The organism is Neoaquamicrobium sediminum (genome assembly GCF_040970315.1).
In the GTDB taxonomy this organism is placed as follows: Bacteria; Pseudomonadota; Alphaproteobacteria; order Rhizobiales; family Rhizobiaceae; genus Aerobium; species Aerobium sediminum.
In genome coordinates, this window is sequence record NZ_JAZHFV010000006.1 from 374,130 (window position 1) to 393,168 (window position 19,039).

The following is a 19,039-nucleotide window of genomic DNA, read 5'->3' on the forward strand; positions in this document are numbered from 1 at the left end:
CATCTCCCCGTCAGCCGACCAGCAGGTTGGGCAGGAAGGTGGAGACCGGCGGCACATAGGTGATGACCAGCAGCGTGGCGAGATTGGCCACGATGAAGGGGCCGATGCCCGAAATAATCACCATGACCGGTTTCGACAGTGTCGAGGCGGCAACGAACAGGTCGAGGCCGAATGGCGGCGTGATCATGCCGATCGTGATGTTGAGCGTGACGATGACGCCGAAGTGGACGGGATCGATGCCGAGCGCCATGGCGACCGGATAGAGCGGCGGCACGAGGATCAGCAGCGCCGAGTTGGGATCGACGAACATGCCGACGACCAGGAACACGACGTTGATGATGATGAGGAAGACGATCGGACCGGCGTTGACGGTTTCGATGAAGGTGAGGATGTGGCTCGGCACCTGAGCGAGCGTGACGAAGTACGAAAGCAGGCCGCCCAGCGCCAGCAGGATGAAGATGATGGCCGTGGACAGGGCAGCGCGCTCGGTGATGTCGATGAGCTTGCGCAGGTTGAGGCTGCGGAAGATGACGGTCTCGACGAAGATCGCGTAGACGACGCTGACGGCCGCTGCCTCGGTGGGCGTGAAATAGCCGGTGTAGATGCCGCCGAGGATGATGAGGGGCATGCCCAGCGCCCAGGTCGCGCGCGATACCGCCCTCAGCCGCTCCCGCCAGCTTGTGCGCTCTCCGCCTTCGATGCCGTTCCTGCGCGCCTCGATGGCTACGAGGATCGCGAACGACAGCGCAAGGACAAGGCCGGGCACGATGCCGGCGATGAATAGCTTGGCTACCGACGTACCCGTCATCCAGCCGTAGATGATGAGGGTGATGGACGGTGGCAGCAGCAGCGACGTCTCGGCGGCCGAGGCGATGAGCCCGAGGCTGAACTTGTCGCTGAACCCCTTGGCGCGCAGGTCGGGATAGACCATGCGTCCCATGGCGGCGACCGTCGCCGGGGCAGAGCCCGACACCGAGCCGAAGGCAAGCGAGCCGCCGATAGTGGTGTAGCCGGGGCCGCCACGGAAATGTCCGAGGAACGCGCTGGCCATGCCTGTAAGGCGGGCGGAAATCTGGCCTCCGCCCATCAGTTCGGCGGCGAGGATGAAGAACGGGATCGCCAGCAGGGTGGAGTGGTTGATGCCGCCCACGATCTTCTGCACCGCGACCGGGTCGGGCAGGGTGCCGTAGAAGAACTCCTTGACCATCAGGGCCGGCACGCCAAGCACCAGCAGCATCTCGAAGCCGAGGACGAGAAGGATTACGGCAGTGGCTACGACGATAGCGAGCAACATGCGTCTACTCCTTGTCCTGCGCTGAATAGCGGTCGATCAGTCCAAAGAAGCTCAGCCCGTAGCGCAGCGCGAGCAGGATAAAGCCGGCGGTCGGCGCCAGGTACATCCAGAAGATCGGCATGTTCAGCGTTGGGCTGATCTGGCCCATGGAGTGGACGAAGATGGTCATCTGGTATCCAAGCCAGGCGAGATAGAGGCTGAAGATCACGCCGACCGCGTCGATGATGCGGCGTACCGGAAGGTGCGTCTTCGCGGCGATGCGGTCGCGCCATGTGTGGACGCCGACATGGCGGCCCTTTTCCAGCGCGAGCCCGATGGCGAGGAAGACGAGGAACAGGCTCATCAGGCGGACGGCCTCCTCGATCCAGGCGAGGTTGGAGGCCATCGAGCCGCCGAACTGGCGTCCCACGACATTGAGGAAGTACAGCGCGACCATGATGAGAAAGATCGCGACAATGGCAATCCGCTCGGCGGCCCGCAAAATGGAAAGCGCCTTCATGGCCGGTTCCTCGAAGATCGGGGCGCGGCGCCGCTATCGAAGCGGGCGCCGCGCATCGGTTCTTACTGCGCTACGGCTTCGTATTCGCGCTCGTAGACCTCGATAAGCGCTTTGCCCTCATCGCCGGTGCGGCTGAGGAAGGCCTCGCGCGTGGCGGGGTACATCTTCTCGCGGAAGGCCTGCTTTTCCTCGGAAGTCATCTCGCGGATGTCGATGCCCGACGCCTCGATTTCGGCGAGCGCCGCCTTAACGGCCTCGGCCTTGTGGGCGATGAGCTCGGGAATGACTTCCTGGAAGGCCTCGGTGATGACGGTGCGGTGCTCTTCAGGCAGACCGTTCCAGAACGCCGGGTTGAACAGCACGACATCTTCCATCGCGCCGTGGTCGGAAACCACGAGATGCTTCTGGACCTCGTAATACTTCATGCGCTGGATGGTATCGAGCGGGTTTTCCTGCGCATCGACCACGCCGGTCTGCAGCGCGGTATAGAGCTCGCCGAAAGGCAGCGCGATTGCGGAGGCGCCAAGCGCGTTGAACTGCTCGATCAGGATGTTGGAATCCATCACGCGGAACTTCTGGCCGGCGAAATCGTCGATGGCGGCCAGCGGCTTGCTGGAGGTGAAGTGCTTCTTGCCGTTCGGCCACAAGGTCAGGCAGACGACCCCGCGGGTGGAGAAGGAATCGCACAGTGCCTTGCCGAAGGCGCCGCCGCGGATCTTCTGTGCGGCTTCGGCGTCATCCGGCAGAAGGAAGGGGATGTCGAGGATCGACACCAGCGGGTTGAAGCCGCCGAGGAAGGCGGCCGGCGCGACGGTTGCTTCAAGCGTGCCGAGCTGGACGCCTTCGGTCATCTCGCGCTGCTGGCCGAGCTGCCCTTGCGGGAAAATCTGGAACTCGACGGCGCCGTCGGTGCGCTCGGCCACGAGGGCCGCGACCTTCTCGAGCATCACGTGACGCGACTGCTGCGCGGATTCCAGATGGCCGATCTTGGCGACGAAGTCCGCCGACCATGCCGTAGAAGCTGCCGAGAGACCGATGACGGTCGACAATGCGATTGCCTTGAGCCTGCTGACTACCCTGTTCACTGTTCCACCTCTTATTTTTGGGGCCAAGAAAGAATGGACGGTAATGGAGGGGCGGATTGGCTGTCAATCGCAATTCTCAAAAATGAGACGAATTTAAGATGCGTCCAATAATTGATCCGAAGTGGCGGATATGAGAGGTTTCATTGACAATCATGCGCCGGTCGCCGGATAACGGGACCGCTTCTGGAGCCCACGCGGGAGAGAATGTGAGCAGTTCGGACCAAGACGCAATCAGCTTCCGCGACATCGGCGCACGCCTGCGTGCCCATCGCATGGGTAAGGGACTGACCCCGGATGCCCTGGCCGAAAAGCTCCACATGTCGCGCGCGGCGCTCTATCGCGCCGAAAAGGGCGAAATCCGCAAGATCGACACGTTGACCAACATCGCCGGCGAGCTCGGCGTTTCGCTGCCGAGCCTGATGGGCGTCGGCGTGGAATATGTCAGCACGTCGACGACGTTCTTCGAGCGGATGCGCCAGCTCGAGGAAGAATGCCAGCAGATCATCGGGCTGTTCAGCCCCGTGTCCTACCTGCTGACGTCCGACGGCTATGACACGGTGCTGAAGACCGTTTTGAAAGAGTCGATTCCCGAGGGGGTCGATCCCGAGGGGACGTCGGCCCGGGCGGTGGATGCGCTCGTCGAAGTCCTGCGCGAACGTAAGGCCGCCTTCCGGTTGCGCCGGCCGCTGATCGTAAGCCTGATCTCCTCGGCCGATCTCGAGCGTTTCCTGATGCACGGCATGGTGGGACGGCACGACCTGCCGGCAGCGACCGTGGACGAGCGCAGGCGCGCGGCGCGCAACGAGGCCGAATACATCCTCTCGATGCTGAACGACCAGCCGATCGGCATCCAGATCGGCATCGTGCGCGAGCAGGTGCCGGCGACGAGTTTCCAGATATTCCGCCAGGCCGATCGCTCGGTTCTGGCAATCAGCCCGTTTCGGCTGGGCGAGCAGCCGAATGTGCGGCTCGGCGTGGCGCTGATAACCTCGGCACCTGAGGCGATGTCGCTGCACGAGGAGATTGCCGCGCGGCTGTGGGGCGACGCGCTGAAGGGAGCGGAAGCCGCTGCCTATCTGCAAACCGTGATCGACAAATACGCGATCCGGTAGCACCGCGCAGGGGATGGACGCAGGCGCCCGAGCCGTGGTCTGTTACGGCCTTCCGACACCATAGGAAGGCATGACCGTGCACGCATCTCCCTTCGATCTTTCAGGCAAGACGGCGCTGGTGACCGGCGCGAACACCGGCATAGGGCAGGCGATCGCTTGCGCGCTGGCAAATGCCGGTGCTTCTGTTGTTGGCGTGGGCCGTTCGGCCATGGACGACACGGCGGCGCTGATCGAGGGCAAGGGCGGACGCTTTGCGGCGGTCAAGGCCGATCTCTCGGATATGAAGGCGGTACGTGGGCTGATGCCGCGCGTTACCGAGGCATGCGGTCGGCCCGACATACTGGTCAACAATGCCGGCATCATCCGGCGCGCGGACGCGGTGGACTTCACCGAGGAAGACTGGGACGCCGTCATGGACGTCAACCTCAAGTCTGTCTTCTTCCTCTGTCAGGCCTTTGCGGCGGGCGCGCTTGCGGAGAACGTGCCGGCCAAGATCATCAACATCGCCTCGCTTCTGTCGTTCCAGGGCGGTATCCGCATCGCATCGTACACCGCCGCGAAGAGCGGTCTTGCCGGCCTGACGCGGCTGCTTGCCAATGAGTGGGCGGCGCGCGGCATCAACGTGAACGCCATCGCACCCGGCTATATCGAGACCAACAATACGCGGGCGCTGCGCGAGGATTCGGAGCGAAACACCGAGATTCTCAAGCGAATTCCGGCTGGACGGTGGGGCAAGGGGGAAGATCTGGGCGGCGCGGCGGTGTTTCTCGCCTCGAATGCTTCCGACTATATCCATGGCGCTGTGCTGCCGGTCGACGGCGGCTGGCTGGCGCGCTAGGCGCTATCAACTTTCTCGCGAAGCCTGGCTGCGGATGCGGGCGCGTTCCAGCATATAGCGCTCGGCGTCTTCCATATGCTCGCGCATAAGCCGCCGCGCACCTTCGGCATCGCCGGCCTTGAGCAGGCGGATTGTGCGCACCTGATAGTTGAGTGCGGTCTCGCGGAGCTGCGGGTTCGGCTCGGCATAGATCGCGCGGCACTCGGTCAAATCGCGCAGCAGCGTCTGGAGGAAGACGCAGACGAAGCCGAGCAACTGGTTCTCGGCGAGACTGGCGAGGACCGAGTGGAAGTCGAGCTCGGCGATCCGCTGGCGGAATTCCTCCTCGGCCGTCTTCGGCTCGTTTTCGTAGAGCCTGATCGTCGCCTGAAGGGCCGTGCTGCCCTGCTCGTCGAGCTTGCCGGCAAGGCTTGCGGCAAGCTCCGGTTCAAGCAGCTTGCGCAGCGCGTAGATGTCGGCGATGCCCGGCTGGTTGAAGAGGAAGAGATTGCTCAGCAGGTCCATTGCCTGCTCGCCCGAAAGCGCGGTGACGAACGCGCCACCGCCGGGGCCGGTGCGGGTCTTGATGAGACCCTGCGTTTCCAGCGCTTTCATCGCCTCGCGGACAGTGCCCTTGGAGGCTTTCATCTCCTCTTCGGCCAGCCATTCCTGCGGGATGCGGTCGCCAGGGGAAAGGCCCCGCTGGGAGATCAAGTCGCGGATGCGCGCCGCGAGCATATCCGAGCGCTTGCGCCGTTTCGGCGGCGTCACCACCAGCGGCGTGTTTCCCGTCGTCATCCCTTGTCGCCCATCAGCCTGCCCGTTTCTCTCCTGTCAGGAGCGGCGGGTGGAAGCAAGCGGCGAGGTGCTCCTTGTCCACCGCGCCTTCCTCCAGCGAGGGGCGCTTCGTGCGGCACAGGTCGTCGGCTGCCGGACAGCGCGCGGCAAAGGCGCAGCCCGGCGGCGGATCGTAAGGATCGGGCAGCTCCGCATTGCCGTCCTCAGGCGCCAGCACCGGACGGCCGGGCACCGGCACCGAATCGAGCAGCAGCCTCGTATAGTGGTGTCGCGGATCGGCGAAGATGGCCTTCGACGGGCCAATCTCGGCGAGGCGGCCGAAATACATCACCGCGACACGGTCGCTGACGCTTTCGACCACCGACAGGTCGTGACTGATGAAGACGTAAGTGAGGCCGAAACGCGCCTTCAGGTCGTCGAGCAGGTTGAGCACCTGCGCCTGCACGGATACGTCGAGCGCGGAGACCGGCTCGTCGAGCACGATCAGTTCGGGGCTGGCCGCCAGCGCGCGGGCGATGCCGATGCGCTGGGCCTGACCGCCCGAGAATTCATGCGGATAGCGCTCGAGGAATTCAGGGCGCAAATTGACAGCGTCCATCAGCTCGGCAAGCCGCTCCCGCCGTTCGCTGCGGCCGAGGCCGAGGAGATGGATGAGAGGCGCTTCCAGAATCGCGCGGATCGTCTTGCGCGGATTGAGCGACGAGACGGGATCCTGAAACACGTACTGGACGCGCCGCGCCAGCGTGCCGAAATCCCTTTGGGCCGCTTCGGCCACGTCCTCGCCCTTGAAGCGGATCGCGCCGCCGGTCGGCTTGTCGAGCCCGACCAGCATGCGCGCCAGCGTCGACTTCCCGCAACCGGATTCACCGACGATGCCAAGCGTCTCGCCGGGGCGGACCTCCAGGGAGACCTGCTGGATGGCGTGGACGCCGGGCTTGTGCCCGCCGAACAGCGTGCGGCCGCCGCCGAAGACGCGCTCGACGGCGTCGATCTCGATCAGTGCGGTGACGTCAGGCATCGGTTGCGGCCCTTTCATCATCTTCCACCAGCGGGAACAGGCAGCGCGCGGCGCGGCCGCCGCCCAGCGGGTCGAGCGCGATCTCGCCGCGCCGGCATTCGGGCTGGACGCGCGGGCAGCGCGGTGCGAAGGCGCAGCCTTCCGGCAGGTCGTCGACGGAAGGCGGCAGACCCTCGATCGCATCAAGCCGGCGTTCGGGCGCGCCCAGCACGGGCACGCAGTCGATCAGCTTGCGCGTGTAGGGGTGGGCGGGGCTCTCCAGCACCTGCTCCGTCGTGCCGGTTTCAACGATGCGGCCCGCATACATCACCGCCACACGGTCGCAGAGTGCCGAGACCACGCCGAAATCGTGGGTGATGAACAGGATCGACGCCTGTTTGTCGTGGCGGAGCTTGTTCATCAGCGCGAGGATCTGCGCCTGAACGGTGACGTCGAGGGCGGTCGTCGGCTCGTCGGCGATCAGCAGTTCGGCGTCGTTTGCAAGCGCCATGGCGATGCAGACGCGCTGCCGCATGCCGCCCGACAGCTCGTGCGGCCAGGCGTCGAGCCGCTGTTCCGGGTTGGGAATGCGCACCAGCGCCAGCAACTCCTTCGCCCGTTCGCGCGCCTCGGCATGGCCGAGCGGCTGGTGGGCGCGGATCGCCTCGATGATCTGGTCGCCGACCGTAAACAGGGGGTGCAGCGTCGAAAGCGGGTCCTGGAAGACGTGGGAGACCGCGCCGCCGCGCAATTGCCGGATACGAGCGTCGGACGCTGCAAGCAGATCCTCGCCCTTCAAGCGGATGGCGCCGCCAGCGATGCGGCCGGGCGGGGTGGGCACGAGGCCCATGATCGACATTGCGGTGACCGACTTGCCGGATCCGGATTCGCCAACGAGGCCGAGACATTCCGTCTCGCCGAGCAGCAGGTCGACGCCACCGACGGCGTGAAGCGTCTTCGAGCCGATCTGGAACTGGGTCTTCAATCCCGCGACATCGAGCACTGCGCCGGGAACCGGGTCGGCGTGGTTTTCGCCGGCCGGAAGCTCGATGGCGGTGCGCGCGACGGGACGCGTCAGCGCGCCGGATTTCAGCCGCGGATCGAGCACGTCGCGAATGCCGTCGCCCAGAAGGTTGATGCTCATCACCAGCAGGAAGATGGCGATGCCGGGCATGAGGGCGACGTGAGGCGCGTTGAACAGCACGCGCCGACCGTCGCCCAGCATCGAGCCGAGGTCGGCCTGCGGCGGCTGAGCGCCCAGCCCAAGGAAGGAAAGGCCGGCGGTTTCGAGGATCATCCAGCCGACGGTGGTCGACATTGTCACGACGATGACCGGCATGACGTTGGGCAGGATTTCGGAGGTCAGGATGCGCGTGTGCGATTTGCCGGAAAGCCGCGCTGCATCGACGAATTCGCGCCGGGCAAGGCCGAGCGTGACACCGCGTATGTTGCGGGCGAAGAAGGGAATGTTGACGGCGGCAATGGCATAAAGCGCGTTGATGAGGCCCGGCCCCAGCACCGCAACGATGGCGAGCGCGAGCAGGATGTAGGGAAAGGCCATCAGCATGTCGATGCCGCGCATCAGCAGCGTATCGGTGCGGCCGCCCGCATAGCCGGCGACGAGGCCGATCAGCGAGCCGAAGAAGGCGGCGATCAGCGTCGCCGAGATGCCGACGGCGAGGCTGACGCGCAGGCCCCAGACGATGCGCGAGAGGATGTCGCGGCCAAGCGCATCTGTGCCGAGCAGGTGACCTTCGGCGAACGGGCGCAGCAGCCGCTGCGCAGGCGCTGTCGCATCGGGATCGGCAAGCGGCAGCAGCGGCGCGAGCAGCGCTAGTGCTGCCATGAATGCGAGGATGACCAGACCGGCCGTCGCCAGCCTGTTGTTGAGCATCAGGCGAATGGCGTCGGGCCGACCCGACCCGCGCGCTGGCTTTGCGGTTTCGATGGTTGCGCTCATCGCCTCAACCTCGGATCGAGCGTCGACTGAATGACGTCGGCTGCAAGGTTGAACAGCACGTAGCTGGCGGCGACCACCAGCACGCCGCCCTGCACCAGCAGGATGTCGCGGGTTGAGATGGCGTTGACCAGCATGGCGCCGATGCCCGGCCACTGGAAGACCGTCTCGATATAGACCGCGCCACCGAGCACGAAGCCGGCCTGTATGCCGATGACCGGGATCACGCTGACCAGAGCTGCCTTGAAGGCGTGGCGGTAGATGACGCGGCGCTCGCTAAGCCCCTTGGCGCGGGCGGTGCGAATATAATCCTGCCGCAGCACCTCGAGCATGGCGGTTCGGGTGAGCCGCGCGATGACGCCGGTGGCGACCGCCGCCAGCGTCACTGCCGGCATGACGAGGTGGTAGAGCAGGTCCGGCAGGTCGCCGCCGCCATAGATCGCGTACATGCCGCTGGCCGGGAACCAGCGCAGGTCGACTGCGAAGAACAGGATCAGGAGCAGGCCGAGGAAGAAGGAGGGCGTGGATATGCCGATCAGCACTAGCAGGGTGACGATGCGATCGGCCCAGCCGAACTGGCGCACGGCGGAGACGATGCCGGCCAGCAGGCCGAAGATCGAGCAGAGCAGGAGCGCGGCGCCGGCGAGGGTGAGTGTCGCCTGGAAACGCTCCAGCACCTCGTCGAGCACCGGCCGGTTGAGCGCGAAGGAACGGCCGAGATCGCCCTGGAACAGGTTGCCGAGCCAAATCAGGTATCGCTGGGGCAGGGGCTTGTCGAGGCCGAGCTGCGCGTTGAGCCGGGCGACGTTTTCAGGCGTGGCGAAATTGCCGAGAATGGCCGTCGCCGGGTCACCGGGGATCAGCGCCATGATCAGGAACACGATCAGCGTGAGCCCGAACAGGACGGGTATCGCGGCAAGAAGCCTCTTTGCGATGTAGGCTGCCATGGATGCGCTCCGGGTCGCCGAAGGTGAGCCCACCCGCGCCGGATGCGCGGGCAGGCTGGCACTTAGTTCTTCGACACGTCCTGAAGCATCAGGAAGAACGAGGGCTGCAGGCTGAAGCCTTCGACATTGGCCGTCGTGACTGCGCCCTGCACCCAGTTGGCGACGAACACCCACGGGGCATCCTCGTGCACGATCTCCTGCATCTGCTTGTAAAGCGTCGCACGCTCCTCCGGTTCGGTCGAAACGCGGGCCTGATTGAGCAGTTCGTCGACCTCCACGTTAGAGTAGTAGCCGGAGTTGAAGCCGCCTTCCGACGGGAAGGCAGCCGTGCGCAGCGTCAGGAAGGGCAAGGTGTCGGGATCGTTGGTCATCCACGCCATCTCGGCCATGTCGGCCTTGCCTTCGAGGCCGGGATTCACCTGTCCGAGGAAGGTATTCCACTCATAGGTCTCGATCTTGACGTTCATGCCCACGGCGGCGAGATCGGCCTGGATGGCGGTGCCCATGGCGACCGGATCGAGCATGCCGGAGCCGCCCTCGGTGACGTAGAAGGTGATCTCCTCGCCGTCATAGCCGGCCTCGGCAAGCAGTTCGCGCGCCTTGTCTGGATCGTAGGGGTAAGGCTGCACCTCCTCGTTGTAGGCCCATGCGAAGGCCGGCGGGGTCGGGCCTGCCGCGACCTCGGCGGTGCCCTGCAACACGTCGGTGACCAGCGATTCCTTGTTGATCGCGTAGTTGGCCGCCTGGCGCACGCCCTTCTCCGCGAAGGGGCCTTCCTTCATGTTGAGGATGAGGAACCAGACGTGCGGGCCGGCCTGCTCATGCACCTGGAAGTCGGGCGCGTCGCGGAACTGGGCGACCGAATCCGGCGGCACCTCGACCATGATGTCGAGCCCGCCCGACAGCATCTCGGCAACGCGGGTGTTGGCATCGGTGATCGGACGGAAGACGATGGCTTCCGGCGCCGGGGCGCCGTCCCAGTAATCCTCGTTGCGGGTCACGACAACGCGCTGGTTGCCCTGCCATTCCTCGAATTTGTAGGCGCCGGTACCGACCGGGTTGCGCCCGTAATCCTTGCCGCTTGCCTCGACGGCAGCCGGCGAGACGATCAGGCCGGTCGGGTAGGCGAGGTTGGACAGGAACGGCGCGAACGGCTCGTTCAGCTTGAACTCGACCGTCGTGTCGTCAACCGCCGTCACCTCATCGACCGCCGAGAAGAAGAAGGCCAGCGGGAAAGGGCCGGTGTCGTGGAAGGGATGCTCCTCGTCGAGCATGCGTTCGAAGTTGAACTTCACCGCCTCGGCGTTGAACGGCGTGCCGTCATGGAAGGTGACGCCTTCGCGAAGCTTGAAGATGTAGGTGAGCCCGTCTTCGGAAATCTCCCAGCTCTCTGCGAGTGAAGGCTCCACTTCGAGCGAGCCGTCGGCGAAACGCACAAGGCCATCATAGACATTCACGAGAATGCGGAAGTCGTTGACCGCCGTCACAGCGTGCGGGTCGAGCGACTGTGGCTCGGCGATCTGTCCGACCACGATCACATTGGGTGGTGTCTGGGCGAAGGCGGCTGGCGCGATTGCCAATGCGCATGCGGCCGCCAAGGCGGCAAGTACGCGTCTCATGGGTATCTCCGTTCGTCGTTCCGCTGCGTTATTGCGATAATTAATCACTATAATTTGCGGCAGGCAATGATTTATACATATAAATTAACTGCAGCCTTCGAAGCGGTGGAAAGTGCGGCGCGAAGCAAGGGAGGATCCGGTGGCAGGCGAAAGACGGGCGGAAATCGACGGCCGGCGGATGAAGACGATCTTCGACGCAATCAACGATTTCGGGCGCGTTACGGATATGCCGGGCTGGAATCGCCCCGGTCTGTCGGACGAGGATATGGCGGTGCGCCGCTGGTTTGCCGCACGTATGCAGGGGGAGGGGCTTCGTGTATCGATGGATGGCGCGGCGAACGTATCCGGACGGTTGGGGCCGGAAGGCGAGCCTTGCGTGATGCTGGGCTCGCACCTCGACACGGTGCCTTCAGGCGGAGCGTTCGATGGCGCGCTCGGGGTTGCCGTCGCGCTCGAATGCGCGCTTGCGATGCGCGACGCGGAGGTGCCGCTCGTCCACCCCGTCGAGGTGATCGCCACCAGCGAGGAGGAGGGTCGCTTCGGCGGCATGCTGGGCTCGCAGGCGCTGGCCGGGCTGACGACGCAGGAATGGCTTGGGACGGCGGCCGATGCCGACGGCGTGCGTCTCGCCGATGCGTTGGCGAGCCACAACCTCGACCCGGCTGGCGTTATGGCGTCGGCGCGGCCGGCGAATTCGGTCAGGGCGTTTCTGGAACTGCATGTCGAGCAGGGGCCGGTGCTCGAGCGGGCGTCGATTCCCGTCGGCATCGCCGACCGCGTTTCGGGTGTCGTGCATCTGGGCGTGACGCTACGCGGCGTTGCCAACCACTCCGGCACCACGCCGATGGACATGCGCGCCGACGCCTTCGCCGGGCTGGCCGAGATCGCTACAGCGATACCAGGTCTCATCGCAGGGCGGGGGACTGACCAATCGCGCATCACCATTGGCAAGGTGGAACTGAGCCCGAACTTCCCGCATACGATCCCGGGGGAGGCGCTGTTCTCAATCATCGTTCGGGATGCGGAAAGCGTTGCGATGGACCGGCTGTGTGATGGTCTGCGCGATCGCATCGCCGCGGTGGCGGGACGTCACGGGCTGGCCCATGAGATCGTGGAACGCAGCCGCATCGAACCGGTCATGCTTGATGCGGGACTTGCGGATCTCTTGCGCAAGGAGGCGAAGGCTCTGGCATTGCCGTCGATGGTGATGCCCTCGGGTGCGGGGCACGACGCCCAGACGATGCAGGCGCTGGCACCGGCGGGCCTGATTTTCGTGCCCAGCCGAGGCGGGGTGAGCCATGCGCCGGACGAGTGGACCGACTGGGATGCGGCGGTCGCCGGGGCGCGGCTGATGCTGGCCGCCGCCGTTCGACTGGCATGCGAATGATCGCATCGAGGCAGCGTTAGGCCGCCGCGCGGGAACTTTCGGGCGGTTTCCGCATTGGCAAACTGAGCGAAGGGAGCGACATGGGTATCCGAGAATTCCGCAGGGACTATCTGACCCGGCCCATTTTCCGTTGGGCCGGCGGCGTGCTGCCGCCGATTTCCGACACCGAGCGCGAGGCGATTGACGCCGGTACGGTCTGGTGGGACGGCGAACTTTTCACCGGCAATCCGGACTGGCAGAAGCTGCTCGACATGCCGCCCGCAGCGCTCTCGGCGCGCGAACAGGCGTTCATGGACGGCCCGGTGCGCGAACTCTGTTCCATGATCGACGACTGGAAGATCGCCTGGCAGGACCGCGACCTGCCGCCAGACGTCTGGGATTTCATGCGCCAGAACAAGTTCTTCGGCATGATCATCCCGGAGAAATATGGCGGGCTCGGCTTCTCCAACACGATGCATTCCGAGGTGGTGCGGACCATCTCGTCGGCAAGCGTGGTGGCCGGCGTGACCGTCATGGTGCCGAATTCGCTCGGGCCGGGCGAACTGCTGATGCATTTCGGCACCGAGGCGCAGAAGGACCACTGGCTGCCAAGGCTGGCAGACGGCTCCGAGATTCCCTGTTTCGGGCTGACATCGGAGGATGCGGGCTCGGATGCGGCCGCGATGACGGACAGCGGCATCGTGGAATACGGAAAGCACGAGGGCCGCAAGGTGCTCGGCATCCGCCTGAACTTCCACAAGCGCTACATCACGCTGGGGCCGGTCGCGACCGTGATGGGGCTGGCCTTCAAGCTCCACGATCCCGATGGGCTGCTCGGCGGCGAGAAAGAGCGCGGCATCACCGTTGCCCTGCTGCCGACAGCGACGCCGGGCGTGAGCCATGGCGAGCGCCATATCCCTCAGTTCACCCATTTCCAGAACGGTCCGCTCTACGGCAAGGACGTCTTCATCCCGCTCGACTGGATTCTCGGCGGCCAGGAACAGGTCGGGCAAGGCTGGAAGATGCTGATGACGGCGCTGGCGGCGGGACGCGGGATTTCGCTGCCCTCGCAGTCGGCAGCCTCGGCGGCAATGTGCGCGCGGGCGACCGGCGCCTATGCGCGCGTGCGACGCCAGTTCAACGTGCCGATCGGCATGTTCGAGGGCATCCGCCGGCATCTCGCCGACCTTGCGGCAAACGCGTATCTCATCGACGCCGCGCGGCGGCTGACGGTGGCCGCGCTCGACCGGGGCGAGAAGCCGTCGGTGATTTCGGCGATCATGAAATATCACGCCACCGAGCGCATGCGGCAGTCGATCGAAAAGGCGATGGACATCCATGGCGGCAAGGCGATCATCGACGGCCCGCGCAACTATATGGGCGGGCAGTATCGGTCCGTGCCGATCGGCATTACGGTCGAAGGCGCGAACATCCTCACACGCAATCTGATGATCTTCGGCCAGGGCGCGATCCGCTCGCATCCCTACATGCTGAGGGAACTGGAGGCGCTTTCGGAGGCCGACAAGGACAAGGGCCTCGACGCATTCGACCGGAGCTTCTGGGCGCATGCGGGCCATTCGATCGCCAATTCCGGACGTGCATTCCTGCGCGGCTGGTCGGGCGCGCTGTTTGCGCCGTCGCCGAAGGATGTGGGCATGCCGCATCACTGGCAGCGGCTTTCGCGCTATGCCTCGGCCTTCGCTTTGATCTCCGATCTGGCGCTGCTCACGATGGGCGGCGCGCTGAAGCGCAAGGAACTGATCTCGGCTCGGCTCGGCGACATCCTGTCGGAGCTGTATCTGCTGGGCGCGGTGCTGAAGCGTTACGAAGACGAGGGCCGGCAGAAGATCGACCGTCCCATCGTCGACTACATCATGGTGAATGGCGAGGAGCGCATCTGCGCGGCGTTCGATGGCGTGCTCGACAATCTGCCAGCGCGGTGGGCGGCGTGGGTGACGCGCATCATCGCGTTCCCGTTCGGCATTTCCTATCGCGCGCCGTCCGACAGGCTGACGGACAAGGTCGCCGAGACGATGATGGCGCCATCGGAGCAGCGTGATCGCCTGACGCCGAACCTCTATCTTGGCGAAGGTCACGAAACCCACGCGCTCAAGGATCTGGAACGCGCATTTCAGGCGGTTATGGACGTGGAGCCGATCGAAAAGAAGATGCGGACTGCTGAAATCCGCGACCCCGAGGAAGCACGCGAGCGTGGCGTCATCGACGCGGCGGAGTTTGGGCGGCTGGCTGAGGCCGCCGAGCTGGTTCAGCGCGTCGTGGCCGTGGATGCGTGGCCGATGGAAGAGGTTTCGCCGCTGGCCGACCAGCATCGAAAGCCGGCGCCGAAGCGGACGCGTGCGGCAAAGCCGCGGCGGCTCGCGGCCGAATAGCCTTCGGCCCTTCGTCGGCGTTATTGGCCGGTTTGGGGCATCTGGCGCGCGGCGCGGCGCATCGAATGCGGCGGCAGGCCGAACTGCCGCACGAAGGCGCGACGCATGCGTCCGGGATCGCCGAAGCCGGCCGATACGGCAATCTCATCGAGCGGGCGCGCGCTCGATTCCACCGCCGTTCTCGCGGTTTCCAGCCGTAGCCGCTCGACGGCCTTGGCCGGCGTCGTGCCGGTCTCGGCAGTAAAAGCCCGCGCGAAATTGCGCGGACTCATCGCGGCGCGGTCCGCAAGACGCTCCACCGTCAAAGGTTCGGCGATATGTGCGCGCATCCAGTCGATCAGCGCGGCGAAGCGGCCGCTGCGCCCACCCAGCTCGACAATCGCGGAGAACTGCGATTGGCCGCCCGGCCGCCTCTGATGCACCACAAGCTGCTGGGCGATGCGGCGGGAAATGTCCGATCCCAGATCATCCTCGATGAGGGCAAGCGTCAGGTCGATCCCGGCCGAGATGCCGGCGGACGTCCAGACCTCGCCGTCGCGGATGAAGATGCGTTCCGCGTCCAGCCGGATGTTCGGGTAGCGGCGTGCAAAATGGTCGGTGCTTTCCCAGTGCGTTGTCGCGCGACGGCCCTCGAGCAGGCCCGCTTCGGCCAGGAAGAAGGCGCCGGAGCAGACGCTTGCGATGCGGCGCGCCTTTGCCTGCGGCAGCCAGCCGACGATCTCCTGCATCCCTGACATCGACCTTATGATTTCGCCGCCCGAAACCAGAACCGTGTCGTACTCGCGGTTGTCGAGCGGCGCGGCGTCGAGATCGAGCCCGGAGGAGCTTGGCACCCGGCCGCCACCTTCCGGCGCGAGCACGGTCAGCGTGTAGCTGCCGGGGCGAAAGCGGTTGGCGATCTCGAAGGCGGCGATTGGCCCGGTGACGTCCAGCATCTGGAAGCCGGGATGGAGGATGATGGCAACGGCTCGGCTCATGGCAGTTTTTGCCTGATTTATGTCATTTCGGCCAAATCGTAGCAGCAGTAGAATTGGCGTCAAGTTTCGCGGTTTGCGATGATGGAGACGCAGGATGAGCGTGAAGATGATTTCGCTGGGCGTGTTGGGCTTGGTTGCCGTTGCAGCGGCAGGGTGGCTGGGATGGCTCTACAGCCTGCCACCGGCCCCGCCCGCCATGGCGGCGTCGGCGGTGCCGCCCGAGGAAACGCAGGCGATGCTGGCGGCGCTGAAGCCACCCAAGCGTGAGCGACCGGTGATCGCGATCATCGGTATCAACGACGCCACCGAGACCACCGACTATCTGATGCCCTACGGCATCCTGCGTCGCGCGGACATAGCGGACGTATTGCTGGTGGCGACGCAGGAGGGGCCGGTTTCGCTCTATCCGGCGCTGACGGTGGAACCGGACACGACGATCGCGGCGTTCGACGCACAATATCCCGAGGGTGCGGACTATGTGATCGTACCGGCGATGAGCCGCGACGACGACCCGGCCGCACTCGACTGGATCAGGGGCCAGTCGTCCAAGGGCGCGATCGTCGTCGGCGTCTGCGTCGGGGCCAAGGTGGTGGGGGCGGCCGGGCTGCTCGACGGGCGGCAGGCCACCACGCACTGGTATTATCTCACCGAACTGCTCAAGCGCAGCCCGACCATCGAACACGTGGCCAACCGGCGCTTCGTTGTCGATGGGAACGTGGCGACGACGACCGGCATCACAGCGTCCATGCCGATGATGCTGACGCTGATCGAGGCCATTGCCGGGCGGGACAAGGCCGTGGAAGTCGCGCGCGGTCTCGGCGTCGATACGTGGGACGCGCGCCATGCCAGCGGTGCCTTCCGTTTCAACCGCAGCTTCGCCCGGACCGTGATCGGCAACAGCGCCACGTTCTGGACCCGCGAGCAGCTCGCCATTGCGCTGGAAGAGGGTATGGACGAGGTTTCGCTGGCGCTGGTTGCCGATGCGTGGTCGCGGACCTACCGTTCGAAAGCGCTGACCTTTGCCGAGGGGCCGATCACGAGCAAAAACGGCGCACGAATCGTGCCCGACCGCTCAGGAAGCTGGCGAGGAGATGAGCGGATCGCCGATTTCGCGGATGCGAAGCCTGCGCAGGTGCTCGATGCAACCTTGCAGGCGATCGAGCAGCGCTATGGCCGACGCACGACCGACGTGGTTGCCATGGAGCTCGAATATCCCCGCTAGAAAAAATTCGAGGCCGAATGTCGGGAGGTGGTTGCGTCGTGCGTCCTAGTGGCAGCCAAACCGAATATCCGAGGAGACGACCATGTTCCGCACCACTTTTGCCGCAGCCATCATGCTGATGACCGGCCCCGCCTTCGCACAGACCGAGCCGGTGGGTGACCGCGTCGAGGTCAATGGCATGCAGATGTATTATGAGGTGTCCGGCGAGGGTGACCCGCTGGTCGTGCTTCACGGCGCCTATATGAACATCCCGTCGATGGGCGGCATTGTCGGCAAGCTGGCCGAGACCCACAAGGTTTACGCGCTGGAGTTCCAGGGGCACGGCCGCACGACCGACATAGACCGGCCGATCACCTATCCGAACCTCGCCGACGACGTGGCCGCCTTCATGGATGCCGTCGGTATCGAGAAGGCCGATGTGTTCGGTTATTCGATGGGGGCCGCTGCCGGCCTGCAGCTTGCCATTCGGCATCCGGAGAAGGTGAACAAGCTGGCGGCCGCTTCCGTTGCCTACGACATCGAAGGCACGCAGAAGGCTTTTCGCGATTTCATCCCGCACATGACCGTAGAGATGTTCGTCGAGATGCCGTTTGCCGAGCAGTACAAGGAGCTTGCGGCTGATCCCGACGGCTTTCCGGCTCTGGTGGAGAAGCTGATCCAGCTCGAGCACGAGCCGCTCGACTGGGAAGAAGACGTGAAGGCGCTGAAGACCCCGGTGCTGATCATTGCCGGCGATGCCGACTACATGACGCTCGAGCACGCGGTGGCGATGTTCCGGCTGCTGGGCGGCGGGGCCATGGGCGACATGGGCGAGCCGCTGCCGGAATCGCGTCTCGCGGTGCTGCCTGCGACCTCGCATACCGCGGTCATCGGGCAGGTGGACCTGTTGAACACCTACATCGAATCCTTCCTGAACGGTGAAACGCCGAAGGGCATGTTCGAGTAAGACGCGGGCAGACAAGCGTGCTGAACTATGACGGGCGGCCGGCGACGGTCGCCCGTTTTCAGTTGCGGTAGATGCGATTGCGGACTGGGAAGCGCCCGTCGAAGGTGACGGCGACGCCAGTTCGTGTTTGCGGATCGACCGCGTGGATATGAAGGTGAGGCTCGGTCGTGTTGCCGGAATTGCCGACGCGGCCGATAGGCTCGCCCACCACCAGGGTGTCGCCGGTTTCGACGGCCACCGAGCCCTCCCGCAAATGCGCGATCTCGACTTCGATGTCGTCGCAGTCGAGCACGACGTGATTGCCTGCCGCGTTGTCTCCGTCTCTTTCGGGCGGCGGGAGGTCGGGCAAGCCGTCGACGGCAGCCAGCACTGTGCCTTCGCAAGGGCTCGCGACCAAAGCATCAAAAATCTCGTAGCTGGCAACGTCCCGGGGCAGGATGCCACTGGCACGGAAGCCGGCGGGGCCGATCGCGGTGATGTCGGCGGCGTAGCGCTGCTCGCGATGGCTGGCATGGTGGTTCAACAGTGCGATGCCGCCGCCTTGCCCGACGACAAAGGTGCCACCCTGCAACGGAAAGGCCAGGTTTCGCGTGTCGGCCGGCGTCCGCAGGCCCAGAAGCACGTAGACCAGCGCTGCGCCGAACAGCGCCAACGAGCCGGCCGTGGGCCAGTGCTGGCGCCAGACCGAAGCGCCGTCAGCCGGCAACCAGGGCAGGCGCGCATGGCGCAGCAATGAAAGAACAACGGCCACCGCCAGCAGGGCCAGCAGCACGAAGCGTGTATAGTAGCCGGCAATATCCCATCGGCCGACAAGCATCACGAGCGCCACGAAGACGGCAGAGTCGGCGACCACGAGCAGCCATGCAACGCGGGAGCGTTCCGACAGGCGCCAGATGCGCCAAGCATAGGCCAAAGGTATGCCGATGCAGACGGCAAGAAGAATGACGACAACGAGAATCATGCGGCGCCAACGCTAGACGACATGGTGTCGTTCCCGCCAGAGATGGGGCGAA

General features: G+C 65.1%; 16 protein-coding genes. 6 read left to right on the plus strand and 10 right to left on the minus strand.

The genetic code is table 11. From position 1 onward, the window contains the following. Positions 1 to 10: 10 nt before the first annotated feature. The 3 genes from V1479_RS18590 to V1479_RS18600 all read right to left on the minus strand — a co-directional run bounded on the left by V1479_RS18590 (position 11) and on the right by V1479_RS18600 (position 2,878). Entirely contained in the window at positions 11 to 1,294 is a 1,284-nt protein-coding gene (locus V1479_RS18590) for a TRAP transporter large permease (RefSeq protein WP_368804251.1), read from the minus strand. Positions 1,295 to 1,298: 4 nt separating this feature from the next. Continuing rightward, on the minus strand, positions 1,299 to 1,793 hold the full coding sequence (locus tag V1479_RS18595; protein ID WP_173192429.1) for a TRAP transporter small permease: 495 nt from the start codon (positions 1,791 to 1,793) through the stop codon (positions 1,299 to 1,301). A 62-nt stretch (positions 1,794 to 1,855) separates the two neighbouring features. After that, positions 1,856 to 2,878: a TRAP transporter substrate-binding protein gene (locus V1479_RS18600; protein WP_368804252.1), complete on the minus strand. Its 1,023-nt coding sequence runs from the start codon at positions 2,876 to 2,878 to the stop codon at positions 1,856 to 1,858. 206 nt (positions 2,879 to 3,084) lie between these two features. On the opposite strand from V1479_RS18600, the gene V1479_RS18605 reads away from it, so the two are divergent. Then, positions 3,085 to 3,990: a helix-turn-helix domain-containing protein gene (locus V1479_RS18605; protein WP_368804253.1), complete on the plus strand. Its 906-nt coding sequence runs from the start codon at positions 3,085 to 3,087 to the stop codon at positions 3,988 to 3,990. 70 nt (positions 3,991 to 4,060) lie between these two features. Continuing rightward, entirely contained in the window at positions 4,061 to 4,828 is a 768-nt protein-coding gene (kduD, locus tag V1479_RS18610) for a 2-dehydro-3-deoxy-D-gluconate 5-dehydrogenase KduD (protein ID WP_368804254.1), read from the plus strand. A gap of 6 nt (positions 4,829 to 4,834) precedes the next feature. Here the strand turns inward: kduD and V1479_RS18615 are convergent, their stop codons facing one another. From V1479_RS18615 to V1479_RS18635, 5 genes are all read right to left on the minus strand, one after another. Further along, on the minus strand, positions 4,835 to 5,605 hold the full coding sequence (locus V1479_RS18615; RefSeq protein WP_368804255.1) for a FadR/GntR family transcriptional regulator: 771 nt from the start codon (positions 5,603 to 5,605) through the stop codon (positions 4,835 to 4,837). Between the two features lie 13 nt (positions 5,606 to 5,618). Further along, positions 5,619 to 6,623 (minus strand): ABC transporter ATP-binding protein, encoded by a 1,005-nt coding sequence (locus tag V1479_RS18620; RefSeq protein ID WP_368804256.1) that lies wholly within the window; start codon positions 6,621 to 6,623, stop codon positions 5,619 to 5,621. Next, positions 6,616 to 8,562, minus strand: coding sequence for a dipeptide/oligopeptide/nickel ABC transporter permease/ATP-binding protein (locus V1479_RS18625; protein ID WP_368804257.1), 1,947 nt, complete (start codon positions 8,560 to 8,562; stop codon positions 6,616 to 6,618). The genes V1479_RS18620 and V1479_RS18625 overlap by 8 nt, the downstream gene beginning before the upstream one ends. After that, complete coding sequence (locus tag V1479_RS18630) at positions 8,559 to 9,506, minus strand: ABC transporter permease (RefSeq protein ID WP_368804258.1); 948 nt, start codon at positions 9,504 to 9,506, stop codon at positions 8,559 to 8,561. The genes V1479_RS18625 and V1479_RS18630 overlap by 4 nt, the downstream gene beginning before the upstream one ends. Before the next feature lie 62 nt (positions 9,507 to 9,568). After that, positions 9,569 to 11,125: an ABC transporter substrate-binding protein gene (locus V1479_RS18635; protein ID WP_368804259.1), complete on the minus strand. Its 1,557-nt coding sequence runs from the start codon at positions 11,123 to 11,125 to the stop codon at positions 9,569 to 9,571. A gap of 139 nt (positions 11,126 to 11,264) precedes the next feature. On the opposite strand from V1479_RS18635, the gene V1479_RS18640 reads away from it, so the two are divergent. Continuing rightward, the gene (locus tag V1479_RS18640; protein WP_368804260.1) at positions 11,265 to 12,512 is read left to right on the plus strand and encodes a Zn-dependent hydrolase; all 1,248 of its coding nucleotides are present in this window, start codon (positions 11,265 to 11,267) and stop codon (positions 12,510 to 12,512) included. 80 nt (positions 12,513 to 12,592) lie between these two features. Next, complete coding sequence (locus V1479_RS18645; protein WP_368804261.1) at positions 12,593 to 14,881, plus strand: acyl-CoA dehydrogenase; 2,289 nt, start codon at positions 12,593 to 12,595, stop codon at positions 14,879 to 14,881. A gap of 20 nt (positions 14,882 to 14,901) precedes the next feature. On the opposite strand, the gene V1479_RS18650 is transcribed toward V1479_RS18645, so the two are convergent. Continuing rightward, on the minus strand, positions 14,902 to 15,858 hold the full coding sequence (locus tag V1479_RS18650; RefSeq protein WP_368804262.1) for a GlxA family transcriptional regulator: 957 nt from the start codon (positions 15,856 to 15,858) through the stop codon (positions 14,902 to 14,904). 94 nt (positions 15,859 to 15,952) lie between these two features. Between V1479_RS18650 and V1479_RS18655 the strand changes: the two genes are divergently transcribed. Continuing rightward, on the plus strand, positions 15,953 to 17,080 hold the full coding sequence (locus tag V1479_RS18655) for a DJ-1/PfpI family protein (RefSeq protein WP_368804263.1): 1,128 nt from the start codon (positions 15,953 to 15,955) through the stop codon (positions 17,078 to 17,080). A gap of 82 nt (positions 17,081 to 17,162) precedes the next feature. Continuing rightward, positions 17,163 to 18,026: an alpha/beta fold hydrolase gene (locus tag V1479_RS18660; RefSeq protein WP_368804264.1), complete on the plus strand. Its 864-nt coding sequence runs from the start codon at positions 17,163 to 17,165 to the stop codon at positions 18,024 to 18,026. 58 nt (positions 18,027 to 18,084) lie between these two features. Here the strand turns inward: V1479_RS18660 and V1479_RS18665 are convergent, their stop codons facing one another. After that, positions 18,085 to 18,987, minus strand: a complete 903-nt coding sequence (locus V1479_RS18665; protein ID WP_368804265.1) for a M23 family metallopeptidase — start codon at positions 18,985 to 18,987, stop codon at positions 18,085 to 18,087. Positions 18,988 to 19,039: the final 52 nt, after the last annotated feature.